At 65.3% G+C, this 22,408-nt stretch carries 24 protein-coding genes; 10 read left to right on the top strand and 14 right to left on the bottom strand.

Annotation, left to right across the window (positions count from 1 at the left end):
- Positions 1-226: 226 nt before the first annotated feature.
- From ftsY to rpoH, 4 genes are all read left to right on the top strand, one after another.
- The gene (gene ftsY, locus LU671_RS02845) at positions 227-1,888 is read left to right on the top strand and encodes a signal recognition particle-docking protein FtsY (RefSeq protein WP_203648543.1); all 1,662 of its coding nucleotides are present in this window, start codon (positions 227-229) and stop codon (positions 1,886-1,888) included.
- A complete protein-coding gene (ftsE, locus tag LU671_RS02850) occupies positions 1,885-2,556 on the top strand; it encodes a cell division ATP-binding protein FtsE (RefSeq protein WP_011531723.1) in 672 nt (223 codons plus the stop codon). The genes ftsY and ftsE overlap by 4 nt, the downstream gene beginning before the upstream one ends.
- Positions 2,553-3,581, top strand: a complete 1,029-nt coding sequence (gene ftsX, locus LU671_RS02855) for a permease-like cell division protein FtsX (RefSeq protein ID WP_232854892.1) — start codon at positions 2,553-2,555, stop codon at positions 3,579-3,581. Before ftsE ends, ftsX begins: the two co-directional genes overlap by 4 nt.
- Before the next feature lie 111 nt (positions 3,582-3,692).
- A complete protein-coding gene (rpoH, locus tag LU671_RS02860) occupies positions 3,693-4,547 on the top strand; it encodes an RNA polymerase sigma factor RpoH (protein WP_050707365.1) in 855 nt (284 codons plus the stop codon).
- A 154-nt stretch (positions 4,548-4,701) separates the two neighbouring features.
- On the opposite strand, the gene mtgA is transcribed toward rpoH, so the two are convergent.
- Positions 4,702-5,412, bottom strand: a complete 711-nt coding sequence (mtgA, locus tag LU671_RS02865) for a monofunctional biosynthetic peptidoglycan transglycosylase (RefSeq protein ID WP_028689133.1) — start codon at positions 5,410-5,412, stop codon at positions 4,702-4,704.
- Between the two features lie 64 nt (positions 5,413-5,476).
- Here mtgA and LU671_RS02870 point away from each other — a divergent pair, with 64 nt between their 5' ends.
- The 4 genes from LU671_RS02870 to trmB all read left to right on the top strand — a co-directional run bounded on the left by LU671_RS02870 (position 5,477) and on the right by trmB (position 7,748).
- Positions 5,477-5,848, top strand: a complete 372-nt coding sequence (locus LU671_RS02870) for a DUF423 domain-containing protein (RefSeq protein WP_232854893.1) — start codon at positions 5,477-5,479, stop codon at positions 5,846-5,848.
- 102 nt (positions 5,849-5,950) lie between these two features.
- A complete protein-coding gene (gene thiS, locus LU671_RS02875) occupies positions 5,951-6,151 on the top strand; it encodes a sulfur carrier protein ThiS (protein WP_232854894.1) in 201 nt (66 codons plus the stop codon).
- Between the two features lie 52 nt (positions 6,152-6,203).
- Positions 6,204-7,016: a thiazole synthase gene (locus LU671_RS02880; protein WP_232854895.1), complete on the top strand. Its 813-nt coding sequence runs from the start codon at positions 6,204-6,206 to the stop codon at positions 7,014-7,016.
- A 9-nt stretch (positions 7,017-7,025) separates the two neighbouring features.
- Positions 7,026-7,748: a tRNA (guanosine(46)-N7)-methyltransferase TrmB gene (gene trmB / locus LU671_RS02885; protein ID WP_110735367.1), complete on the top strand. Its 723-nt coding sequence runs from the start codon at positions 7,026-7,028 to the stop codon at positions 7,746-7,748.
- 632 nt (positions 7,749-8,380) lie between these two features.
- Here trmB and LU671_RS02890 read toward each other — a convergent pair.
- The 9 genes from LU671_RS02890 to LU671_RS02930 all read right to left on the bottom strand — a co-directional run bounded on the left by LU671_RS02890 (position 8,381) and on the right by LU671_RS02930 (position 14,945).
- A complete protein-coding gene (locus LU671_RS02890) occupies positions 8,381-8,707 on the bottom strand; it encodes a DUF3392 family protein (protein ID WP_011531731.1) in 327 nt (108 codons plus the stop codon).
- 9 nt (positions 8,708-8,716) lie between these two features.
- Positions 8,717-9,895 (bottom strand): radical SAM family heme chaperone HemW, encoded by a 1,179-nt coding sequence (gene hemW, locus LU671_RS02895; RefSeq protein WP_232854896.1) that lies wholly within the window; start codon positions 9,893-9,895, stop codon positions 8,717-8,719.
- A complete protein-coding gene (gene rdgB / locus LU671_RS02900) occupies positions 9,892-10,488 on the bottom strand; it encodes an RdgB/HAM1 family non-canonical purine NTP pyrophosphatase (RefSeq protein ID WP_232854897.1) in 597 nt (198 codons plus the stop codon). The genes hemW and rdgB overlap by 4 nt, the downstream gene beginning before the upstream one ends.
- On the bottom strand, positions 10,485-10,919 hold the full coding sequence (locus tag LU671_RS02905) for a DUF4426 domain-containing protein (protein WP_232854898.1): 435 nt from the start codon (positions 10,917-10,919) through the stop codon (positions 10,485-10,487). The genes rdgB and LU671_RS02905 overlap by 4 nt, the downstream gene beginning before the upstream one ends.
- A 25-nt stretch (positions 10,920-10,944) precedes the next feature.
- A complete protein-coding gene (gene metW / locus LU671_RS02910; RefSeq protein WP_011531735.1) occupies positions 10,945-11,565 on the bottom strand; it encodes a methionine biosynthesis protein MetW in 621 nt (206 codons plus the stop codon).
- Positions 11,566-11,572: 7 nt separating this feature from the next.
- On the bottom strand, positions 11,573-12,712 hold the full coding sequence (gene metX, locus LU671_RS02915; RefSeq protein WP_232854899.1) for a homoserine O-succinyltransferase MetX: 1,140 nt from the start codon (positions 12,710-12,712) through the stop codon (positions 11,573-11,575).
- A gap of 88 nt (positions 12,713-12,800) precedes the next feature.
- A complete protein-coding gene (locus tag LU671_RS02920; protein ID WP_203648514.1) occupies positions 12,801-13,391 on the bottom strand; it encodes a YggT family protein in 591 nt (196 codons plus the stop codon).
- Between the two features lie 10 nt (positions 13,392-13,401).
- The gene (proC, locus tag LU671_RS02925) at positions 13,402-14,220 is read right to left on the bottom strand and encodes a pyrroline-5-carboxylate reductase (protein WP_232854900.1); all 819 of its coding nucleotides are present in this window, start codon (positions 14,218-14,220) and stop codon (positions 13,402-13,404) included.
- Positions 14,221-14,258: 38 nt separating this feature from the next.
- Positions 14,259-14,945, bottom strand: coding sequence for a YggS family pyridoxal phosphate-dependent enzyme (locus LU671_RS02930; RefSeq protein ID WP_203648512.1), 687 nt, complete (start codon positions 14,943-14,945; stop codon positions 14,259-14,261).
- A gap of 65 nt (positions 14,946-15,010) precedes the next feature.
- Here LU671_RS02930 and LU671_RS02935 point away from each other — a divergent pair, with 65 nt between their 5' ends.
- Positions 15,011-16,006 carry a type IV pilus twitching motility protein PilT gene (locus tag LU671_RS02935; protein ID WP_232854901.1) on the top strand — a complete coding sequence of 332 codons (996 nt, stop codon included), beginning with the start codon at positions 15,011-15,013 and terminating at the stop codon, positions 16,004-16,006.
- A 182-nt stretch (positions 16,007-16,188) separates the two neighbouring features.
- Here the strand turns inward: LU671_RS02935 and LU671_RS02940 are convergent, their stop codons facing one another.
- On the bottom strand, positions 16,189-16,839 hold the full coding sequence (locus tag LU671_RS02940; protein ID WP_232854902.1) for a C40 family peptidase: 651 nt from the start codon (positions 16,837-16,839) through the stop codon (positions 16,189-16,191).
- Between the two features lie 158 nt (positions 16,840-16,997).
- Here LU671_RS02940 and LU671_RS02945 point away from each other — a divergent pair, with 158 nt between their 5' ends.
- The gene (locus LU671_RS02945) at positions 16,998-17,423 is read left to right on the top strand and encodes an NINE protein (RefSeq protein ID WP_023630210.1); all 426 of its coding nucleotides are present in this window, start codon (positions 16,998-17,000) and stop codon (positions 17,421-17,423) included.
- Between the two features lie 39 nt (positions 17,424-17,462).
- Here LU671_RS02945 and LU671_RS02950 read toward each other — a convergent pair whose 3' ends face one another.
- The 3 genes from LU671_RS02950 to LU671_RS02960 form a co-directional block, all read right to left on the bottom strand.
- A complete protein-coding gene (locus LU671_RS02950; RefSeq protein WP_232854903.1) occupies positions 17,463-18,167 on the bottom strand; it encodes an SPOR domain-containing protein in 705 nt (234 codons plus the stop codon).
- Between the two features lies 1 nt (position 18,168).
- Positions 18,169-19,905 carry an arginine--tRNA ligase gene (gene argS, locus LU671_RS02955; protein ID WP_232854904.1) on the bottom strand — a complete coding sequence of 579 codons (1,737 nt, stop codon included), beginning with the start codon at positions 19,903-19,905 and terminating at the stop codon, positions 18,169-18,171.
- Between the two features lie 189 nt (positions 19,906-20,094).
- On the bottom strand, positions 20,095-22,314 hold the full coding sequence (locus LU671_RS02960; protein WP_232854905.1) for a primosomal protein N': 2,220 nt from the start codon (positions 22,312-22,314) through the stop codon (positions 20,095-20,097).
- Between the last annotated feature and the right edge of the window lie 94 nt (positions 22,315-22,408).

Genomic DNA, 22,408 nt, shown 5'->3' on the forward strand with positions numbered 1-22,408 from the left:
CAACCTGTTCGGCGGCCCGCTTGGGTTTAGCGTCGGCGGGCCAGGAGGTGCTAGGATACTGATCCGGTTGCCTGGCGACCATGCCTGTCGCCGTTCTGGCCCGCAGGCCCTTACGACAAAACGTTGCGCATGAACCCGCTGGCTTCACAGTAGTCTGTTCTGCGTGACCCAAGAATTCCCGATGCGCCACTGCTGGCGCATCGCTACCCTGAGATAGCCGTCTTCCATGTTTGGTTCCAACGACGACAAAAAAGCGCCGGCCGCGGCTGGCGAGAAGAAAGGCCTGTTCAGCTGGTTCCGCAAGAAGCCGGAGCAACCTGTCGCCGAACAGCCGCAAGCCCCCCAACCGCCCGCTGAGGCGCCGGTGGTACAGCCGCCTCCCGCCGAGCAGCCCGCTCCGCTGGCCGAGGCACCCCAGCCTGCGCCGGTAAGCGCGCCGGCCGAGCCGGAGCCCGCCGCTGCGCCGCTGACCGCACCGGTGGTCGAAACACCTCAGCCTGTGCCGGTGGAAGTCCCGGTCGAGCCTGTCCAGACGGCCGAACCTGAGCCTGCCGCTGCGCCTCAGGCGCCGCAGCCCGCTGTAGTGCTCGAAGCACCCCAGTCTGTGCCGGCAGAAGTCCCGGCCGAGCCTGCCGCGGTGCCTCAGACGCCGCAGCCTCCTGTGGGAGCGGGCTTGCCCGCGAATGCGTCGGACCTGTCAACGGTTGTGCCCGAGCCAACACCGCCTGCGCCTGTAAGCAACCTGGTGCTGCCGGTCGCGGAAGAGCCGGTGGCGCTGGTGCCTGACCTGGAACCCAAGGTCCCGCCGGCTATCCCTGAGCGCCAGCCCCCTGAGGTGGTGGTGCCCGAGCCAGCACCGGTGGTGATTGCCCCTGTGGTCGAGCCTGAGCCAGAAGCGCCTGTCGCCCCCGCTCCGGCTGCCGTGGAACCCGCTCCAGTCGCAGCCGAACCCGCCAAAACAGGCTTCTTCGCCCGCCTCAAGCAGGGCCTGTCGAAGACCAGCGCCAGCATCGGCGAGGGCATGGCCAGCCTGTTCCTGGGCAAGAAGGTCATTGACGACGACCTGCTCGACGAGATCGAGACCCGCCTGCTGACCGCCGACGTCGGCGTCGAGGCCACCTCGACCATCGTCCAGAACCTGACGCAGAAGGTCGCCCGCAAACAGTTGGCCGACGCCGATGCCCTGTACAAGTCGCTGCAGGACGAACTGGCCGCTTTGCTGCGCCCGGTCGAGCAACCGCTGAAGATCGAGGCGCAGAACAAGCCCTATGTGATCCTGGTGGTCGGCGTGAACGGCGCCGGCAAGACCACCACCATCGGTAAGCTGGCCAAGAAGCTGCAGCTCGAAGGCAAGAAGGTCATGCTCGCCGCCGGCGACACCTTCCGCGCCGCGGCGGTGGAGCAGCTGCAGGTCTGGGGCGAGCGCAACCAGATCCCGGTGATCGCCCAGCACACCGGAGCCGACTCGGCCTCGGTTATCTTCGACGCCGTGCAGGCCGCCAAGGCCCGGGGCGTCGATGTGCTGATCGCCGACACCGCCGGCCGCCTGCACACCAAGGACAACCTGATGGAGGAGCTGAAGAAGGTCCGTCGGGTGATCGGCAAGCTCGACGCCGATGCGCCGCACGAGGTGCTGCTGGTGCTCGACGCCGGTACCGGGCAGAACGCCATCAGCCAGGCCAAGTACTTCAACCAGAGCGTCGAGCTGACCGGCCTGGCCCTGACCAAGCTGGACGGCACCGCCAAGGGCGGCGTCATCTTCGCCCTGGCCAAGCAGTTCAATATCCCGATCCGCTTCATCGGTGTGGGCGAGGGTATCGACGACCTGCGCACCTTCGAGGCCGAACCCTTCGTCAAGGCGCTGTTCGCCGAGCGGGAACCTTCATGATCCGATTCGAACAGGTAGCCAAGCGCTATCCCAACGGCCACGTCGGCCTGCACGAACTGAGCTTCCGGGCGCGTCGTGGCGAGTTCCTGTTCGTCACCGGCCACTCCGGCGCCGGCAAGAGCACCCTGCTGCGCCTGCTGCTGGCCATGGAGCGTCCGACCAGCGGCAAGCTGCTTTTGGCCGGGCAGGACCTGGGTCAGATCAGCAACGCGCAGATCCCGTTCCTGCGCCGTCAGATCGGCGTGGTGTTCCAGAACCACCAGCTGCTGTTCGACCGCACGGTGTTCAACAACATCGCCCTGCCGCTGCAGATCCTCGGGCTGTCCAAGGCCGAGATCGCCAAGCGCGTGGATTCGGCGCTGGAGCGCGTGTCGCTGAGCGACAAGGGCGAGCTGTTCCCGGCCGACCTGTCCACCGGCCAGCAGCAGCGCGTGGGCATTGCCCGCGCCATCGTCCACCAGCCGGCCCTGCTGCTGGCGGACGAGCCCACCGGTAACCTCGACCCGCGCCTGGCCGCCGAGATCATGGGCGTGTTCGAGGACATCAATCGCCTGGGTACCACGGTATTGATCGCCAGCCACGACCTGGCGCTGATCGCGCGCATGCGCCACCGCATGCTGACGCTGCAACGCGGCCGCTTGATCGGCGATGGGGAGGCCGGGCAATGAGCACCACACGTACACCAAAGGTTTCCGAGCGCGTGGCGCCGAAAGCCGCCGACCCACAACCGACGAAGAAAAAGCGTGGCGATCACGACGACGATGGCCCGGACTTCAGCACCCTGCTGCACGCCTGGCTGGAAAGCCACCGCGCCAGCCTGGCCGACAGCCTGCGCCGGCTGGGCAAGCAGCCGATCGGCAGTTTCTTCACCTGCCTGGTGATGGCCGTGGCGCTGAGCATGCCCATGGGCCTGTCGCTGTTGCTGAAGAACGTTGAGAAACTCGGCGGTTCCTGGCAGCGCGCGGCGCAGATCTCGCTGTACCTCAAGCTCGACGCCAGCAGCCGCGACGGCGAGGCGCTGCGTGACGAGATCAAGGGCATGCCCGGCGTCGCCGAGGCCCAGTACGTCAGCCGCGAGCAGGCACTGGAAGAGTTCCAGCAGCAGTCGGGCCTGGGTGAGGCGCTGCGCGAGTTGCCGGACAACCCGCTGCCGGGCGTGGTGGTGGTGACCCCGACCGAGGTCGACAAGCCCGCCCTGGAGGCCTTGCGTCAGCGCCTGTCCGAGTTGCCGCGGGTGGAAGCGGCGCAGCTGGACCTGGTGTGGGTCGAGCGCCTGGCGGCAATCCTCAAGCTGGGTGACCGGTTCGTCTTCGGCCTGGCGGTGATGCTGATTTCCGCGCTGTTGTTAGTAATCGGTAACACAATTCGTCTACATATCGAAAACCGCCGGGTCGAGATCGAAGTGATCAAGCTCGTCGGTGGCACCGACAGCTACGTGCGCCGGCCTTTCCTGTACATGGGCGCGCTGTACGGCCTGGGTGCGGGCGTGCTGGCCTGGGGCATCCTGGCGTTCGGCCTGAACTGGCTGAATGACGCGGTGGTCGGGCTGTCCGGCCTGTATGGCAGTGATTTCGCCCTGGGTGGCGTACCGGCCTCCGATGGTCTTTCACTCTTGATCGGGGCGGTGCTGTTGGGGTATATCGGTGCATGGATCGCCGTTGCTCGTCACCTGAACGAGCTCGCGCCGCGATAAATGTTTCATGGCCAGTATTGACAAATTTTTCATCCTGGAACTTGTACAACGGTTCCTTGTCTATGCTGGCAGTGCCCACAAGGCACGAGTCTGTAAGCCGGAGGTACTTGAATGACCACATCGTTGCAACCTGCCTATGCCCTGGTTCCCGGTGCAAACCTGGAAGCCTATGTGCACACGGTCAACAGCATCCCCTTGCTGTCGCCGGAGCAGGAGCGTGATCTGGGCGAGCGTCTCTACTATGAGCAGGATCTCGAGGCCGCTCGTCAAATGGTGATGGCCCACCTGCGTTTCGTCGTACACATCGCCCGTAGCTACGCAGGCTACGGACTGGCCCAGGCCGACCTGATCCAGGAAGGCAACGTCGGCCTGATGAAGGCGGTAAAGCGTTTCAACCCGGAAATGGGCGTGCGTCTGGTGTCCTTCGCGGTGCACTGGATCAAGGCCGAGATCCACGAGTTCATCCTGCGCAACTGGCGCATCGTCAAGGTGGCCACCACCAAGGCCCAGCGCAAGCTGTTCTTCAACCTGCGCAGCCAGAAGAAGCGTCTGGCCTGGTTGAACAATGACGAAGTGCATCGCGTGGCCGAAAGCCTCGGCGTCGAGCCCCGTGAAGTGCGCGAGATGGAAAGCCGCCTGAGCGGCCAGGACATGGCCTTCGACCCGGCGGCCGAAGCCGACGACGACAGCGCCTTCCAGTCGCCCGCGCATTACCTGGAAGACCACCGCTACGACCCGGCCGTGCAGCTGGAGGACGCCGATTGGAGCGACAACTCCACCAGCAATCTGCATGAAGCGCTGCAAGGCCTGGACGATCGCAGTCGCGATATCCTCTACCAGCGCTGGTTGGCCGAGGAAAAGGCCACGCTGCATGAGCTGGCGGAGAAGTACAGCGTTTCGGCCGAGCGTATTCGCCAGCTGGAGAAGAACGCGATGAACAAGGTCAAGGCACTGATCGCGATCTGATCGGCGCCTGGCTGGAGTGAAAAAGCCGCTGTTCTCGCAAGAGACAGCGGCTTTTTCGTGTGTTGTGGCGCGTGGGAGCGGGCTTGCCCCGCGATGGCGATGCGGCGATGAATCGTCTATCGCGGGGCAAGCCCGCTCCCACGAAAGCCAGGCCTCAAAGCCTGCGCGAAGTATCCAGCTGCATCAGGTAGCTCGGCCCACCCAGCTGGCTCATCTGCCGGCGAATCCACCCTGCCCGGCTCGCCACATAGGCGCTTGGCCGGCTGGCACTCCACTTGATCGGACTCGGCAGCACCGCTGCGAGCTGTGCGGCCTGTTGTCGCGTCAGGCGGCTGGCGTCCACGCCGAAGTGGTAGCGTGCCGCGGCCTGGGCACCGAACACGCCCTTGCCCCATTCGGCGCTGTTCAGGTAGACCTCGAGAATCCGCTCCTTTGACCAGAACAGCTCAATCAGCGCGGTGAACCAGGCTTCCAAACCCTTGCGCAACCAGCTGCGCCCGGACCACAGGAACAGGTTCTTGGCCACCTGCTGGGTCAGGGTGCTGGCGCCACGGACCTTGCCACCACGCTCGTTGTAGGCCAGCGCCGCCTGTATGGCTGGGATGTCGAAGCCCCAGTGGCTGGCGAACTTCTGGTCCTCGCCGGCAATGACTGCGACCTTGAGCTCGTCGGAGATGTCCTCCCAGGGCGTCCAGTCGCGTTGCAGGTCGATGGGCTCGCCGCTGAACCACGACTCCACCTTGCGCTCGACCATCAGCGCGGTGCCGGGCGGTGGAACCCAGCGCAGCACCAGGACCACGGCGGCGCTGCCGGCGGCGAACCAGAGCAGGGCGCGGGAAAGGCGGCGCAGAAGAGATGACAGCATGGTGATGGCTTGGCCGGACCGTTGGAACGGGCCATTATACAGACCCCTCCCGAGGAGTCGTCCCATGCTTCGCAGCTTCCTGATGCTCGCCGCGTTCTTCGGCTTTACCGGCGTCGCCCTCGGCGCCTTCGCCGCCCATGGCCTGAAGAGCCGTCTCAGCGCCGACTACCTGGCGATTTTCCACACTGGCGTGACCTACCAGCTGGTGCACGCCCTGGCGATCCTCGCGGTGGCGGTGCTCTCGGCACACCTGCCGGGGCGCCTGGTCGGCTGGGCCGGCGGTCTGTTCGCCGTGGGTATCCTGCTGTTCTCCGGTAGCCTCTACGTACTGACCCTGAGCGGCCTGGGCAAGCTCGGCATGATCACCCCGCTGGGTGGCCTGTGCTTCCTTGCCGGTTGGTTGTGCCTGGGCCTGGCCGCCTGGCGCCTGGGCTGACCGAACGGTCCACAATCGCGACTAATGGCGTGCGTCGCCCTTGGGTTGAGGGGTGGATCGGCGCTAGAATGCGGGCCCCAAAGAACAATGGTGGCCGTGCGCATGCGCATTCAATTGAACGGTGAACCTTACGAACTGCCCGAGGGCGAGAGCGTCGCGGCGCTGCTGGGCCGGCTGGAGCTGGCCGGTCGCCGGGTGGCGGTGGAACTGAACCTGGACATCGTGCCGCGCAGCCAGCACGAGAACACGCGATTGAGCGAAGGCGACCAGGTCGAAGTGGTTCATGCCATTGGCGGTGGTTGAGCGCGTTCCGCCGATTCATCCAAAGTCCCGTAACCTTTCCAGAGGAACATCGATGAGCAACGTTCGCAGCGACAAGCCTTTCGTCCTGGCCGGGCGCACTTTCCAGTCGCGCCTGCTGGTCGGCACCGGCAAGTACCGTGACATGGAGGAAACCCGCCTGGCCACCGAGGCCTCGGGTGCCGAAATCGTCACCGTGGCCGTGCGTCGCACCAACCTCGGCCAGAACGCGGGCGAGCCGAACCTGCTCGATGTGCTGTCGCCCGACAAGTACACCATCCTGCCGAACACCGCGGGCTGCTTCGATGCGGTCGAGGCGGTGCGTACCTGCCGCCTGGCCCGTGAGCTGCTCGACGGCCACAAGTCCCACGAGGAGCGGACGCTGGTGAAGCTGGAAGTGCTGGCCGACCAGAAGACCCTGTTCCCCAACGTGATCGAAACCCTCAAGGCCGCCGAAGTGCTGGTCAAGGACGGCTTCGATGTGATGGTCTACACCAGCGATGACCCGATCATCGCCCGCCAGCTGGCCGAAGCCGGCTGCATCGCCGTCATGCCGCTGGCCGGCCTGATCGGCACCGGCCTGGGTATCTGCAACCCCTACAACCTGCAGATCATCCTCGAGGAATCCAAGGTGCCGGTGCTGGTCGATGCCGGCGTGGGGACCGCCTCCGACGCCACCATCGCCATGGAGATGGGCTGCGAGGCGGTGCTGATGAACTCGGCCATCGCCCACGCCCAGCACCCGGTGCTGATGGCCGAGGCCATGAAGCACGCCATCCTTGCCGGCCGCATGGCGTATCTCGCCGGGCGCATGCCGAAGAAACTCTATGCCAGCGCGTCCTCGCCGCTGGAAGGTCTGATCAAGTAAGAGCCCCAGATGACTGAATCGCAAGAAACGCCGATCACCGAAGACGGCGAAGCCCGCCCGCACCGCCGCATCAAGAGTTTCGTGATGCGTGCCGGGCGCATGACCGAAGGCCAGCAACGCGGCCTGGAGCAGGGCGGCCCGCTGTTCATCCTGCCGTTGACCGACAGCCCGGTAGACTACGATCAGGTGTTCGGCCGTTCGGCGCCGCGCACCTTGGAGATCGGCTTCGGCATGGGCCATTCGCTGCTGGAGATGGCCGCTGCCTCGCCCGAGCTGGACTTCATCGGTGTCGAAGTGCACCGTCCAGGTGTCGGCGCACTGCTCAACGGCGTGCTGACCCAGGGCCTGAAGAACCTGCGGGTTTACGATTGCGACGCCATCGAAGTGCTCAACCGCTGCGTGGCCGACAACAGCCTCGATCGCCTGATGCTGTTCTTCCCGGATCCGTGGCACAAGGCGCGTCATCACAAGCGCCGGATCGTCCAGCTGGAGTTCGCCGAGCTGGTGCGCCGCAAGCTCAAGCCCGGTGGCGTATTCCACATGGCGACCGACTGGGAGCCCTATGCCGAGTACATGCTGGAAGTGATGAGCGCAGCGCCCGGCTATCGCAACCAGGCGGCTGATGGCGCCTACGTGCCGCGCCCGCAAGAGCGTCCGATCACCAAGTTCGAGCGCCGTGGTGAGCGCCTTGGGCATGGGGTGTGGGATCTGAAGTTCGAGAAGGTGGACTGAGCCAAGTTCGTTCGGAGCTGACCTTCAAACCTGCGAAATGGCAGGTACAAAAAAACCGCCTTTAGAAGGGCGGTTTTTTTATGCGGGCTTCGGGTTACGAATCCTCAACCTGCGTGTTTCAGTTTCACTGGAGACAGTTCACGGCTCAAATACTAGGGTTGCCTGGAGGTCGCGTCAATCGTGGAAATATCCAGCATTACGTGTGACTGGGCGAGTAACAGCTTCACCTTTTCAGAAAGCGTAAGATCACGCCGCTCTCATGTGATTCCTTCCAGTGTCGGGCCGGGAACGAATTCAATCCGTTGTCTCGGCCCCTTCGACGCGGCCCACGAACCGCGCCGGTGGAGTGTTCGAAGGGCCATCCACCTGGCCGCTTCACTGGAGATGGTTCACACGATTTCCGAAGGCGTCGAAGTGCCGGTCAGACGCTGGAAGATTGGCCCAGCCAACACGGAGGCCAAGGCATATGAAGCGTTTGCTGAATACGCTGAGCCGCGTCTGGAAGCTGATCCGGATCCTGATTGTTTTCAGGTCTGTCAGGGACTTCCTGCGCGATCACTTTGACGATGCCCGCTAAGGGTTAGTCGGGTGAGAAGCCGCCCTGGCTCGCCAGGGCGGCTTTTAGCAAGTACTCAGCCCCGCCGATCAGCTACGACCCCAATCAATACCAGCACCACCAGCAGTACCGGTGCCAGCGCATAGTTGTTGAACTGCCCCAGCCCCTTGACGATCCACGGCGTTGCATAGATCAGTGCCGCGCCGCTGCCGATCATCACCAGCAGCGCCATGAACGGCACCCGCAAGGCGCCGGCCAGGCCGCCCAGGCGGCCTTCTACCCAGCCTTTGATATCGGTGCCGAACAGCACCAGCAGGCAGCCCACCAGGGCCAGCGAGATTTCTGACAGGTTGCTGCGGCTCCAGCGGGAAACGGTCGAGAGCAGGTCAAGTACCAGGTCCATGGGTCATCCTTAATTCAAGAAGTACTGCAGCAGGTCGTTGAGGAACAGCTGACCACGTGGCGTGGCGGCCAGCCGATCCGGTTCGACCTGCAAAAGGCCTTTTTGTTCGGCTTCACGGCGGGCTTCGGCCAGTTGTGCCAGGGGTAGGCCGGTGCGCAGGCTGAACAGTTCGGCCTCTACCCCGTCGGTGAGGCGCAGGGCGTTCATCAAGAACTCGAAGGGTAGCTCATCGGCCGGCAGCAGCTTCTCGCCGGCCTTGAACGGCTTGGCCGGGTTCAGGTAGTCCTTGGGCAGGCGAGTCTTCCAGGTGCGCAGGATGCGTCCGTCGGGGAACGACAGTTTGCCGTGGGCACCGGCACCGATGCCGATGAAGTCGCCGAAGCGCCAGTAGTTCAGGTTGTGCCGCGCGGCACGACCGGCCTGGGCGTAGGCCGAGACTTCGTACTGGCGGTAACCGTGATCGGCCATCAGCGCCTGGCCGGCTTCCTGGATATCCCAGAGGATGTCGTCCTCGGGCAGCTCAGGCGGCTGGTTCCAGAACACCGTGTTCGGCTCTACCGTCAGCTGGTACCAGGACAGGTGCGTCGGCGCCAGTTCGATGGCCTGGCGCAGGTCGCCCAGGGCGTCGTCGAGCGACTGGTCCGGCAGGCCGTGCATCAGGTCCATGTTGAAGTTGTCGAAGCCTGCCGCACGGGCCATGTCGGCGGCGCGCACCGCTTCGTCGCCATTGTGGATGCGCCCGAGCTTCTCGAGCTTGGCGGGCTGGAAACTCTGCACGCCGATGGACAGGCGGTTGATGCCGGTCTGCCGGTAGGCCTTGAACTTCTCCTGCTCGAAGGTGCCCGGGTTGGCCTCGAGGGTGATCTCGATGTCCGGGGCGAACGGAATGCGTTGCTCGACTCCGCGCAGCAGGCGACCCAGTGCATCGGCGCTGAACAGACTGGGGGTGCCGCCGCCGAAGAAGATCGTGCTGATGGAGCGGCCCTGGACGGCAGGCAGTTCCTGGTCAAGGTCGGCCAGCAGGGCATCGATGTATTCGGCTTCAGGCAGCTTCGGGCCGGCCTGGTGCGAGTTGAAGTCGCAGTACGGGCATTTGCGCACGCACCAGGGAATATGGATGTACAGCGACAGCGGCGGGAGCTCGGGAAGGATCAGGCCCGCCGGTTGCACGAACAGCTTTTCGGTCATGCCAGGCCCAGACGTTGACGCAGCAGGGCCATGGCGCGGGCGCGGTGGCTGAGCTGGTTCTTGTCGACCGGGGCGAGCTCGGCGCTGGAGCAGTTACGCTCCGGGACCCAGAACAGCGGGTCGTAGCCGAAGCCGTGCTTGCCGCTGGCTTCGAACAGGATGCTGCCGTGCCACAGGCCTTCGCAGAGGATCGGCAGCGGATCGTCGGCATGCCGCACCAGGGCCAGGACGCAGACGAACTGCGCGCCGCGCTGGTCTTCAGGCACGTCCTTGAGCGCTTCGAGCAGCTTGGCGTTGTTCGCCGCGTCGCCCTTGCCGTCGGCGTAGCGCGCCGAGTAGATGCCCGGCGCGCCGCCGAGGAAGTCCACCGCCAGGCCCGAATCGTCGGCCAGGGCCGGCAGGCCGGAGATGCGTGCGGCGTTGCGCGCCTTGAGGATGGCGTTCTCGACGAACGACAGGCCGGTCTCTTCCGGCTCCACCTGGCTGAATTCGCCGATCGAACGCAGGTGCACGGACTCGCCGAGCATGGCCTGCAGTTCCTTGAGCTTGCCGGCGTTGTGGCTGGCCAATACGAGTTGCGTAAGATTCATCATTCGCCTGGGAACACTTCCTGGTTGAAGCTGAGTTTATGGCTGACGCCGCCGGTTTCGACGTTGATGTCGAAGGTGACGGTCTCGGCCTGGTCGATCTTGAACTGGGCGATGTAGTAGACCGCGCCCTGGTCGGTGATCTGCTTGAACGACAGCGGGTTGCTGCGCCCGGTCAGGTCCTTCACCGTGCCGCTGACCACCGCCGTTGCAGGCTTCTCGGCCTTGAGCACGGCGATGTTGAGCACGCCCTGGTTCTTGCTGCGGGTCAGGCCCGTGGCGGCGGCGATGTCCGGTTGCAGCATGCTTGAGGTGAAGGCGCTGTAGTGGACCGTCACATCGCCGAAGACTTCCTTGCGCTCCGGCCTGGCGGCATCGGCAGCCATTACCGGCAAGGCCAGGCACAGGCTGATCAGAAACAGTGCTAGTCGACGCATGATCCCATTCCTCCGTTCGCGAGGGTCAGACCGCGAGCTGATGCTCCTGCAGGCCCGGGCTGCTGACCCGATAGATACCGATCTCACCTAGAAGATTAGGCCAAAGCCGCCCACCCAACCCGTTACGGTGCAGACGGTCGACAGCCAGGCGGTCGAGGACCTTGGCGTGGCGCTCATGGCACAGGTTCTCGAAGTCCTCGAAGGTGCAGAAGTGGATGTTCGGGGTGTTGTACCAGGTATACGGCATGAAGTCCGAAACCGGCATGCGACCCTTGGTCGCCAGGTACCAACGGCAGCGCCAGTGGCCGAAGTTGGGGAAGGTGATGATGCACTGGCGGCCCACCCGCAGCATCTCGTCGAGGATCCGGTCGGGGTACTCCACGGCCTGCAGGGCCTGGGTCATGACCACCACGTCGAAACTGTTGCTGGCGAAGTTGCCCAGGCCCTTGTCCAGGTCCTGCTCGATGACGTTGACGCCCTTGGCCACGCAGGCGGCGATGTTGTCGGCGTCGATCTCCAGGCCATAGCCGGTGACATTCTTGCGCTCGCGCAAGGAGGCCAGCAGTTCGCCGTTGCCGCAGCCCAGGTCGAGGACCCGGCTGCCGGCGGGGATCCAGTCTTGGATGATTTCCAGGTCGGCTCTCATGCGGTCCTCAGAGGGCGATGCGGTTCATGTAGTTCGCGAAGCCCTGCATGTAGCGGGGCGTCGGGATGAGGAAGGCGTCGTGGCCGTAGGGCGAGTCGATGTCCAGGTAGCAGACGTTCTTGCGCGCGGCCATCAGGGCGTCGACGATCTCCCGCGAGCGGGCCGGCGAGAAGCGCCAGTCGGTGGTGAACGACATGATGCAATAGTCCGCCGTGACATGGGCCAGGGTTGCCGCCAGGTCGCCGCCATGGGCCGCGGCCGGGTCGAAGTAGTCCAGTGCCTTGGTCATCAGCAGGTAGGTGTTGGCGTCGAAACGCCCGGAGAACTCCTCGCCCTGGTAGCGCAGGTAGCTCTCGACCTGGAACTCGACGCTGTGGAAGTCGTAGTTGAGCTTGTCGCTCTTGAGCTCGCGGCCGAATTTCTCGCCCATCGAGTCGTCGGACAGGTAGGTGATGTGGCCGACCATGCGCGCCAGCATCAGGCCGCGCTTGGGAATCACGCCCTGGTCCTGGAACGAGCCGCCGTGGAACTCGGGGTCGGTGAGGATGGCCTGGCGCGCCACTTCGTTGAAGGCGATGTTCTGCGCCGACAGCTTGGGTGCCGAGGCGATGTCCACGCAGTGGCGCACGCGGTCCGGGTAGGTGATGGTCCACTGCAATGCCTGCATGCCGCCGAGGCTGCCGCCGACGATGGCGGCCCAGGTCTGTACACCTAAGCGGTCGGCCAGGCGCGCCTGGCTGTGCACCCAGTCCTCCACGGTCAGCACCGGGAAGTCGGCGCCGTAGGGCTTGCCGGTGGCCGGGTTGAGGCTGCCGGGGCCGGTGCTGCCGTTGCAGCCACCTAGGTTGTTCAGGCTGACCACGAAGAAGCGGTTGGTGTCGATCGGCTTGCCGGGGCCGATGCAGCTGTCCCACCAGCCCGGCTTGCGGTCGGTGGCGGCATGGTAGCCGGCGGCATGGTGATGGCCGGACAACGCATGGCAGATCAGCACGGCATTGCTGGCAGTGCTGTTGAGGGTGCCATAGGTTTCGTAGATGAGCTCGTACGAGGCCAGGGAGCGGCCACAAGCCAGGGCCAGCGGTTCATCGAACCGGGCAATCTGCGGTGTTACCAGACCGACGGAATCTTCGGGAAGGACAGTGGACATCGACCCTGCTCACGCTTGACGGAGGCGTAAGTCTAAAGAGCGCTACCCCCAGCGGCAAGCAAAGGCTTGCCGCTGGATGCGGTGCGGGTCAGATCATCCGCCACAGCTCTTGCGGCATGCCGGCGTAGGCCGCCAGCTGGGGCATCAGGAACGACTGGATCACCTGGATGGCGATGAAGGCGAAGATCGGCGAAATGTCCATGCCGCCGAGGTTCGGCACCAGGCGGCGGAACGGCGCCAGCACCGGCTCGCTGATCTGGTAGGCCAGTTCGGCGGCGGGGTTGTGGCTGTTCGGCGCGACCCACGAGACGATGACCATGACGATCATCGCCACCCAGAAGATCTTCAGGAACAGCGAGGTGATGCCCAGGATCGACCACATCACCAGGTGCAGGATGTCGCCGAAGGTGCCGTAGGTGACCATCAGCACGAAGGCCATCAGCAGTGCCTGGATCAGGATCGACAGCAGCAGCGAGGAGGTGTCCAGGCCGGCGATGCTGGGAACCACCCGGCGCAGCGGCTTGAGCAGCGGCTGGGTGGCGCGCACGGCGAACTGGCTCAGCGGGTTGTAGAAGTCGGCCTTGACCAGCTGCAGCACGAAGCGCAGCAGGACGATCACCAGGTACAGGCTGACCAGGGTTTGCACCACGAAGATCGCGGCGCCGGACAATGCATTCATCAATGGCTCCTTATTTGCCCAGTTGTTCGGCCAGTTCGGCGGAACGTTTCGCCGCGGCCTGAAGTGCCTGCTCGACGATCACCTCGAACCCGCTGGCCTGGAACGACTTGATCGCCGCTTCCGTGGTGCCGGCCGGCGAGGTCACGCGGCGGCGCAGCTCGGCGGCGTCGACGTCGCTGGCAACCGCCATGCGGGCGGCGCCCAGGGCTGTCTGCAAGGTGAGTTGCGAGGCAGTTTCACGCGGCAGGCCGAGTTTCTCGCCGGCGGCGGTCATGGCTTCGATCAGCAGGAAGAAGTAGGCCGGGCCGCTGCCGGAGACGGCGGTGACGGCATCCAGCTGCTGTTCTTCATCCAGCCACAAGGCGGTGCCGACCGCCGACAGCAGCTGTTCGGCCTGCTGGCGCTGCTCGGCGGACACTTCCCCGGTGGCATACAGGCCGCTGACGCCCTGGCGCAGCAGCGCCGGGGTGTTGGGCATGCAGCGCACCACCGGGATCGCGCCCAGCCAGGCCTGCAGGCTGGCGCAGGTGATGCCGGCGGCAATGGAAACCACCAGCTGGCCGGGCTTGAGGTTCGGCTTCAGTGTTTCGCAGACCGCCTTCATGACCTGCGGTTTGACCGCCAGCACGATCACGTCCACGCCCTCGATGGCCTGGGCGTTGCTTTCGAAGGCATCAATGCCGTGCTCGGCCTGGATCCGCGCACGGGTTTCGGCACCCGGGTCGCTGGCGCGGATCTGCGCGGCGTCCAGGCCCTGGGCACGCAGGCCGCCGATCAGGCTGGCGGCCATGTTGCCGGCACCGATAAAGGCAATACGAGTCTTGCTCATGTCAGGTCCTTGAGGGAAAGAGTGAGTTAAGCATGGATTCAGGGCTGTCCGTAGTCGCGGGCGCCGAACAGGGCGGTGCCGATGCGGACCCAGGTCGCACCTTGGGCGATGGCGGCTTCCAGGTCGTGGCTCATGCCCATCGACAGGGTGTCCAGGCCGAGGCCCAGCTGCTCCTGGAGCTGGCGCAGGATGGCAAAGGCGGCCTCCTGCTCGGCGCGGTCCTCGGTCGGCTCCGGAATCGCCATCAGGCCGCGCAGGCGCAGGCCGGGCAGGGCGTTCACCGCCTGGGCCAGGGCCGGCAGCTCGGCGGGCATGCAGCCGGACTTGCTGTCCTCGCCGCTGACGTTGACCTGCAGGCAGACGTTCAGCGGCGCCAGGCCGGCAGGGCGTTGTTCGGAGAGGCGTTGGGCGATCTTCAGGCGGTCCACGGAATGTACCCAGTCGAAATGCTCGGCGATGGCCTTGGTCTTGTTCGACTGGATGGGGCCGATGAAGTGCCAGATCAAGGGCAGGTCGGAAAGCGCCTGTTGTTTTGTCAGGGCTTCCTGAAGGTAGTTTTCGCCCACATCGCGCAGCCCGGCCGCAAAGGCCTCGCGGATGGCGCTGGCGGGCTTGGTCTTGCTCACCGCCAGCAGCTGGATGCTGGCCGGGTCGCGTCCGGCGGCCCTGGCCGCGCTGTCGATGCGGGTGGCAATGGCGCCAATGTTGTCTGCTAGGGTGGACATGGTTCGTCGCCGACGGCTTTGGGGTCAGCGGCATTCTACCTGCTTGATCGCCGTTGGGGAGTCTCATGGATGTGACCGACCTGTTGGGCCGGGCCCTGGCTGCCGGTGCCAGCGACCTGCATCTGGCTGCTGGCGAGCAGCCGCTGCTGCGTGTGGATGGGGTGTTGCAGCGCCTGGACCTTGCGCTGCTGACGACAGGGGCGCTGGAAAACGGGATGGCGGGTCTGCTTGATAGCGAGCAGCGGCGGCAGTGGGCGGCCGGGGATGAGCTGGACCTGGCGGTGAGCCTGGATGGACTGGGGCGTTTTCGGCTGAACCTGTTCCGCCAGCGCAATGGTCCGAGTGCCAGCGTACGTTTGGTCCCCGCGAGCGTGCCCTGTCTGGAGGCACTTGATCTGGTGCATGTGTTTCAAATCATCTCCCGGTACCGGGATGGCCTGGTCCTGGTCGGTGGTGCCACCGGCAGCGGCAAGTCGAGCACCCTCGCGGCGCTGATCGATCGGCTCAACCGCGAATACGCATTGCATATCGTCACGCTCGAGGACCCGATCGAGTTCATCCACGGCAGTCAGCGCAGCCTGGTCAACCAGCGAGAGATCGGCCTGCATAGCCGTGACTTTGCCCAGGCCCTGCGCAGTGCCCTGCGTCAGGACCCGGACGTGATCATGATCGGCGAGCTGCGCGATCTGCACAGCATTCGCCTGGCGTTGCGCGCCGCGGAGACCGGGCACCTGGTGCTGGCCACCGTGCATACGCGATCGGCGGTGAACAGCATCGACCGGCTGGTGGAGGTGTTCGCGCCGGAGGAAAAGCCGCTGGTGCGCAGCATGCTGGCTGACGCCCTGCGGCTGGTGGTCGCGCAGGTGCTGGTGCGGCGATCAGGCGGTGGCCGGGTCGCGGCGCGGGAGGTGCTGGTGGCGACGCCAGCGGTGCGCAACCTGATACGTGAGGGGCGCCTGGCGCAGATCCATTCGCTGATGCAGGCTGGTGCGGCGGCGGGGATGTGCACGATGGAGGGGGCGCTGCAGGCGCTGGAGGCGCGGGGTTTGATAGTGGGTTAGGAACGTCCACAGAGACTGAAAGTGCACCGCAGTCCCTGTGGGAGCGGCTTTAGCCGCGAACACCGGCAGAGCCGGTGCCATCCTCCGCGTCGCTTGCTTCGCGGCTAAGGCGCTCCCACAGGGTGCGCGCTGGTCGCGGAATCATGGTTCCCTTCGATCTCCCACAGGGACTGCTGGGCGTTTCAGCGTTTGGCCAGGCTCAGCGCCTGTTGCTGCTGCTTGGGCAGCACGCGCTTGGCTACCACGTAGTGCTTCTGCCAGTAAGGCTTCTCCAGGCTGTCGATGCTCACCCGCTTGCCGGTGCGCGGCGCGTGGATGAAGCGGTCGTTGCCCAGGTAGATGGCGACGTGGTTGACCCGACGGCTCTTGATGTTGAAAAAGATCAGGTCGCCTGGCTTGAGGTCGCCCTTGGCCACCTTGACGCCCTGACCCTGGGCCATGGCATTGGAGGTGCGCGGCAGGTCGACATCCGCCACATCGTTGAACGCATACTTGACCAGGCCGCTGCAGTCGAAGCCCTTCTTCGGGCTGCTGCCGCCCCAGCGATAGGGCGTGCCGAGCACGTTCACCGCACGGCTGAGCACTTCGCTGCTCTGCTTCGGCGACATCGCCACCGCCTGCATGCCCACGGCGTGCTGCTTGGCCGCATTGGCCGGGCGCGCGCGCAGGCTGGTGGTGCTGCGGTACTGGATCGGGGCGCGTTTCACCGTGGCGTCGGCGTTGGTCGTGTAACCGGTGAATCCGCTTGGAAGGCGTTGCTCACGGTTGGTGGCGTGGGCGGCCAGGGGTAATAAAAGGCAGAGGGTCAGCCATGTCTTGAAGAAAGGTGGCATAGATGAAGCTCTTTATAAGTGTTGGCGCGCAACTTTATAACAGCTTTTTGATCAAATTCTGATCCGTTGGTCGCTCAGCCACGTACCATATGTCGGGTCAAAACGAAAAAGTCACATTTTTCGTTAGAAAATTTTCGGCTATCCCACGAGGGCTTCGAATGAATGGTTATCAACAGGGTGCCCCTTCGCACGACACCCACAGCAAGGTCCTCGGCTATCTGCTGTGGATCTTCGGTTTCACCGGCTCGCACCGTTTCTACTACGGCAAGCCGATCACCGGGACGATCTGGTTCTTCACCCTCGGGCTGCTGGGCATCGGCTGGCTGATCGACCTGTTCCTGATCCCGTCGATGGACCGCGAGGCGGACATGCGCTTCGAGTCGGGCGGTGTGGATTACAACCTGGCGTGGATCCTGCTGACTTTCCTGGGAATTTTCGGGGTGCACCGGCTGTACCAGGGCAAGTGGATCAGTGCCTTGATCTACCTGTTCACCGGTGGTCTGTTCCTGCTGGGGGTGCTGTATGACTTCTGGACGCTCAACAGCCAGATCTCCCAGGTCAACGCCGAGCGTCGCCGGGTATGAAAAAAGGCCTTGTCGCGGAGTGCGGCAAGGCCTTTTTCGTTACTGGCGCCGCTGTTGCAGCAGCAGGTTGCTGAAGCCTGCCCCGGCCAGTTGCTTCTGCGCCACGGTCAGCTGTTCGCGGTTGCTGAACGGGCCGACCATCACGCGGTACCAGGTTTCTTCCTTGACCGTGCCCGACTCCACCTTGACCGCCTGGCCGAGCAGGATGATCTGCGCGCGAACCTTGTCGGCGTCTGCCTGCTTGCGGAACGAGCCGGCCTGCAGGAAGAACTGGGTGGTGGCTGCCGGCTTGATCACCGGAGGTGCCGGTGCCGGCGTCTGCCCCAGCAGCGCGGCCTGGGCGCGGGCGGTGTCGATCTTCGCCGCTTCCGCTGGCGTGACCGGCGTGCTAGGCACAGGCGGCTGCGCCGGTACCGGCGGGGTTTTCTCCGGCACGGCCTCGGGCGGCACGATCACTTCCGACTCCGGCAGCAGGGTATAGAAGTCGTACTTCGGCTTCACCGGTTGCTGTGGCGTCGGCGTGGTGGTCTTGCTCGCCTCGGCGACTTTCTCCGGCTTGTGCTGCTCGGGCTTGGTGCGTTTGATGTCGTCACCGCCCGGCTCGAGCTTCATCAGGAAAACGATGAAGGCGCCGACCGTCAGGCCAACCGCCAGCCACACCCAGCCCGGGATCGGCTGCTTGCTGGCAGGCGGCTGGGAACGGCTGGCGCCGCGCTTGGGTGCGGGTTTCTTCTTTGCAGCCAACTTACATGCGCTCCAGGGTTTCCAGGCCGAGCAGTTCCAGGCCCTGCTTGAGGGTGCGGCCGGTCAGGGCGGCCAGGCGCAGGCGGCTCTGCTGCTGTTCGGTGGTTTCGGCAGAGAGGATCGGGCAGTTCTCGTAGAAGCTGGAGAACAGGCCGGCGAGGTCGTACAGGTAGCTGCACAGCACGTGCGGCGTGCCTTTTTCGGCGACGTTGTTGAGGGTCTCGCCAAACTGCGCCAGGCGCGCGGCCAGGTCCTGCTCGTGCGCTGCCTGCAGGACGATGCTGCCGTCGACTTCGGCGAAGCCCTTGCCGAGCTTGCGGAACACGCCGGCCACGCGGGTGTAGGCGTACAGCAGATACGGCGCGGTGTTGCCTTCGAAATTGAGCATCAGTTCGAAGTTGAAGCTGTAGTCGCTGGTGCGGTGCTTGGACAGGTCGGCGTACTTGACCGCGCCGATGCCGACCACCTCGCCGATGTGGCGCAGTTCGTCCTCGGCCAGCGACGGGTTTTTCTCCTTGACCAGCGCGTAGGCGCGGTCCTTGGCTTCGGTGAGCAGGTCGATCAGCTTGACGGTACCGCCATCACGGGTCTTGAACGGGCGGCCATCGGCGCCGTTCATGGTGCCGAAGCCCATGTGCTCCATCTTCATCGGATGGCCGACGAAGCCGGCGCGACGGGCCACTTCGAACACCTGGTTGAAGTGCAGGGCCTGACGCTGGTCGACGAAGTACAGGGCGCGGTCGGCGTTCAGCGTGTTGCTGCGATAGCGCACGGCGGCCAGGTCGGTGGTGGCGTACAGGTAGCCGCCGTCGGCCTTCTGCACGATCACCGGCAGCGGCTCGCCCTCGGCGTTCTTGAATTCCTCGAGGAACACGCACTGGGCACCCTGGTCCTCGACCAGCAGGCCCTTGGCCTTGAGGTCGGCGACCACGTTGGCCAGGTCGGCGTTGTAGGCGCTCTCGCCCATCACGTCGGCCATGGTCAGCTTGACGTTGAGCAGTTCGTAGGTCTTCTGGCAGTGCGACAGCGAGATGTCCTTGAAGCGCGTCCACAGCGCCAGGCAGTCCGGGTCGCCGGCCTGCAGCTTGACCACCAGGCCGCGAGCGCGGGTGGCGAATTCTTCAGACTCGTCGAAGCGCTTTTTCGCTGCGCGGTAGAAGTTTTCCAGGTCAGACAGCTCATCGCTGGTGATCGGGTTTTCCTGCAGGTAGGCCATCAACATGCCGAACTGGGTACCCCAGTCGCCAACGTGGTTCTGGCGGATGACGTTATCACCCAGGAATTCCAGCACGCGGGCCACGCTGTCGCCGATGATGGTCGAGCGCAGGTGGCCGACGTGCATCTCCTTGGCCAGGTTCGGCGCCGACATGTCGATCACCACCTTCTCGGCCGGGCCGGCCTTGCGCACGCCCAGGTGCTCGTCGGCCAGGGCGGCGTCGAGGCGGTTGGCCAGGGCCTCGGTGTTCTGGAAGAAGTTCAGGAAGCCGGGGCCGGCGATCTCGACCTTGCTGATGTCGTCGCTTTTCGGCAGGGCGTTGATCAGCTTCTCGGCCAGATCGCGCGGCTTCATGCCGGCCGGCTTGGCCAGCATCATGGCGATGTTGCTGGCGAAGTCGCCGTGGGTCTTGTCCCGGGCGTTTTCCACCTGGATCGCCGGCGTCAGCCCTTCAGGCAGCACACCGTCGGTGGCGAGTTGGGTGAGGGCTTGCTGGATCAGCTGGCGAATGGTGTCTTTCATGGGATTCTCTTTTCGACCGCAAGCGCGGTGGAGCGCTTCGATGCGCAGGTGGAAAAACTGGGCATTATCCGTTGCCGGGGGCGGGTTGCCAACCTTTTGGCCGGTATCGCTGGTCAGGCGTGGGAGCGGGCTTGCCCCGCGATGGGTGCAATCGCGGGGCAAGCCCGCTCCCACGGACCGTTCAATCTCTCAGTACAGGTCCACCGGATCGACATCCAGCGACCAGCGCACCTGCCGCCCCGATGGCATCTGCTCCAACACTAGCAACCAGGCACTGATCAGTCGATGCAACTGAGCCCGGGCATTGGCCTGGAGCAATAGTTGCGCGCGGAAGCGGCCCGCCCGTCGTTCCATGGGCGCCGGGACCGGCCCCAGCAGCTCGATGCCGTGCAGGCCCTGTTCGGCCATGACCCGCTCGGCGGCGGCGCAGGCTTCGTCGAGGAAGCTCTCGGCCTGGCCCGGCTTGTGCGCATCCGCACGCAGCAGGGCCAGGTGGGCGAACGGCGGCAGGCCGGCGGCGCGACGTTCGCTCAGGGCCTGCTCGGCGAAGGCGAAGTAGCCCTGCTCGGTCAGTTGCACCAGCAGCGGATGGTCGGCCAGGTGGGTCTGCACGATGACCTTGCCCGGTTCCTCGGCGCGTCCGGCGCGACCGGCGACCTGGACGATCAGCTGGGCCATGCGCTCGCTGGCGCGGAAGTCGCCGGAGAACAGTCCTCCGTCGGCATCGAGAATCGCCACCAGGGTGACGCGGGGGAAGTGGTGCCCCTTGGCTAGCATCTGGGTGCCCACCAGGATGCTCGGCTGGCCGCGCTGGATGGTGGCGAACAGGTTGTGCATGGCGTCCTTGCGCGAGGTGCTGTCGCGGTCCACGCGCAGGATCGGGTAGTCGGGGAACAGCACCTTGAGCCGCTCTTCGGCGCGCTCGGTACCGGCCCCCACCGGGCGCAAGTCGACGTGGGCGCACTGTGGGCACTGCAACGGCAGGCGTTCGTCGTAGCCGCAATGGTGGCAGCGCAGCACGGCGGAGCGCTGGTGCACGGTCATGCGCGCATCGCAGCGCGGGCATTCGGAGAGCCAGCCGCAGTCGTGGCACAGAAGTGTCGGGGCGAAGCCGCGGCGGTTGAGGAACACCAGCACCTGCTGCCCAGCCTCCAGGGTCTGGCGGATAGCCTGTTGCAGCGGGCCGCTGATGCCGCTGTCCAGCGGCAGGCTGCGCACATCCAGGCGCAGGAAGCGTGGTGCCTTGGCACCGCCGGCGCGCTGGTTCATGCGCAGCAGGCCGTAGCGGCCACTATGGGCGTTGTGCAGGCTTTCCAGTGAAGGTGTGGCCGAGCCCAGCAGGATCGGGATGTTCTCCTGATGGGCGCGGACCACGGCCAGGTCGCGGGCGTGGTAGCGCAGGCCTTCCTGCTGTTTATAGGAGCCGTCGTGCTCCTCGTCGATGATGATCAGGCCCGGGTTCTTCATTGGCGTGAACAGCGCCGAGCGGGTGCCGATGATGATGTCGGCGTCGCCGTCGCGGGCCGCCAGCCAGGCGTCCAGGCGCTCGCGGTCGCCCACCGCCGAGTGCAGCAGGGCGATGCGGGCGTTGAAGCGCTGCTCGAAGCGTTGCAGGGTCTGCGGGCCGAGATTGATCTCGGGGATCAGGATCAGCGCCTGCTTGCCGGCTTCGAGGGTTTCGCGGATCAGCTGCAGGTAGACCTCGGTCTTGCCGCTGCCGGTAACGCCGGCCAGCAGGTAGGCGTGGAAGGCGCCGAAGCCTGCGCGCACCGCCTCGAACGCCGCGCGCTGCTCCTCGTTGAGCGGCAGCTCCGGCTGGGCCAGCCAGTGCTCGTGGCGTGCGGCGGGCAGGTGACGGCGGATCTCGACGGTCACCAGTTCCTTGGCCAGCAGCAGGTCGAGGCTGTCCTTGTTCAGGCCGAGCTTGCTCAACAGGCTGTGGGCCACGCCGTGAGGGTGCTGCGACAGGGTCTTGAGGGCATCGCGCTGGCGCGGGGCGCGGGCGATGCGCGGGTCCTCCAGGCGTGCGCCGGGGGCGACGTGCCAGAAGCGCTCCTGGCGCGCCTCGGCCAGTTCGCCCTGGCGCAGCAGGGTCGGCAGGGCCCAGCTCAAGGTGTCGCCCAGGCTGTGCTGGTAGTACTGGGCTGTCCACAGGCACAGCTTGAACAGCGCAGGCGGCACGGGCGAAACCGGGTCGAGCAGGGCGCTGGCCGGCTTGAGCTTGTCGGCGGGGACTTCGCTGTGCGTGGCGACCTCCACCAGCACGCCGATCATCTCGCGGCGACCGAACGGCACGCGGATGCGCATGCCTGGAGTCAACGCCTGGCGGGCCATGCTCGCGGGCGCCCGGTAGTCGAACAGGCGACGCAGGGGCGAGGGCAGGGCAAGGCGCAGGATGACGTCGGACACGCGGAAAGTCTCTGGAGGGCGTTTCACAAAGCAGACGAGCCTAGCAGACGACGGTCGGTGCAAGCGACAACTTGCGCTGCAGCCGCGCTCTGGT

Source organism: Pseudomonas sp. NMI760_13 (genome assembly GCF_021283245.1).
GTDB classification, from domain to species: domain Bacteria; phylum Pseudomonadota; class Gammaproteobacteria; order Pseudomonadales; family Pseudomonadaceae; genus Aquipseudomonas; species Aquipseudomonas peradeniyensis.

Bases quoted from the DNA above. Each gene is read 5' to 3' on its own strand.
- ftsX (WP_232854892.1), top strand. From the start codon at position 2,553: ATGAGCACCACACGTACACCAAAGGTTTCCGAGCGCGTGGCGCCGAAA.
- LU671_RS02880 (WP_232854895.1), top strand. From the start codon at position 6,204: ATGAGCAACGTTCGCAGCGACAAGCCTTTCGTCCTGGCCGGGCGCACT.
- LU671_RS02935 (WP_232854901.1), top strand. From the start codon at position 15,011: ATGGATGTGACCGACCTGTTGGGCCGGGCCCTGGCTGCCGGTGCCAGC.
- rdgB (WP_232854897.1), bottom strand. From the start codon at position 10,488: ATGATGAATCTTACGCAACTCGTATTGGCCAGCCACAACGCCGGCAAG.
- metW (WP_011531735.1), bottom strand. From the start codon at position 11,565: ATGAGAGCCGACCTGGAAATCATCCAAGACTGGATCCCCGCCGGCAGC.
- LU671_RS02930 (WP_203648512.1), bottom strand. From the start codon at position 14,945: ATGTCCACCCTAGCAGACAACATTGGCGCCATTGCCACCCGCATCGAC.
- hemW (WP_232854896.1), bottom strand. From the start codon at position 9,895: ATGACCGAAAAGCTGTTCGTGCAACCGGCGGGCCTGATCCTTCCCGAG.
- LU671_RS02940 (WP_232854902.1), bottom strand. From the start codon at position 16,839: ATGCCACCTTTCTTCAAGACATGGCTGACCCTCTGCCTTTTATTACCC.
- proC (WP_232854900.1), bottom strand. From the start codon at position 14,220: ATGAGCAAGACTCGTATTGCCTTTATCGGTGCCGGCAACATGGCCGCC.
- LU671_RS02945 (WP_023630210.1), top strand. From the start codon at position 16,998: ATGAATGGTTATCAACAGGGTGCCCCTTCGCACGACACCCACAGCAAG.
- thiS (WP_232854894.1), top strand. From the start codon at position 5,951: ATGCGCATTCAATTGAACGGTGAACCTTACGAACTGCCCGAGGGCGAG.
- LU671_RS02905 (WP_232854898.1), bottom strand. From the start codon at position 10,919: ATGCGTCGACTAGCACTGTTTCTGATCAGCCTGTGCCTGGCCTTGCCG.
- ftsY (WP_203648543.1), top strand. From the start codon at position 227: ATGTTTGGTTCCAACGACGACAAAAAAGCGCCGGCCGCGGCTGGCGAG.
- LU671_RS02870 (WP_232854893.1), top strand. From the start codon at position 5,477: ATGCTTCGCAGCTTCCTGATGCTCGCCGCGTTCTTCGGCTTTACCGGC.
- ftsE (WP_011531723.1), top strand. From the start codon at position 1,885: ATGATCCGATTCGAACAGGTAGCCAAGCGCTATCCCAACGGCCACGTC.
- mtgA (WP_028689133.1), bottom strand. From the start codon at position 5,412: ATGCTGTCATCTCTTCTGCGCCGCCTTTCCCGCGCCCTGCTCTGGTTC.
- rpoH (WP_050707365.1), top strand. From the start codon at position 3,693: ATGACCACATCGTTGCAACCTGCCTATGCCCTGGTTCCCGGTGCAAAC.
- LU671_RS02920 (WP_203648514.1), bottom strand. From the start codon at position 13,391: ATGAATGCATTGTCCGGCGCCGCGATCTTCGTGGTGCAAACCCTGGTC.
- metX (WP_232854899.1), bottom strand. From the start codon at position 12,712: ATGTCCACTGTCCTTCCCGAAGATTCCGTCGGTCTGGTAACACCGCAG.
- trmB (WP_110735367.1), top strand. From the start codon at position 7,026: ATGACTGAATCGCAAGAAACGCCGATCACCGAAGACGGCGAAGCCCGC.
- argS (WP_232854904.1), bottom strand. From the start codon at position 19,905: ATGAAAGACACCATTCGCCAGCTGATCCAGCAAGCCCTCACCCAACTC.
- LU671_RS02890 (WP_011531731.1), bottom strand. From the start codon at position 8,707: ATGGACCTGGTACTTGACCTGCTCTCGACCGTTTCCCGCTGGAGCCGC.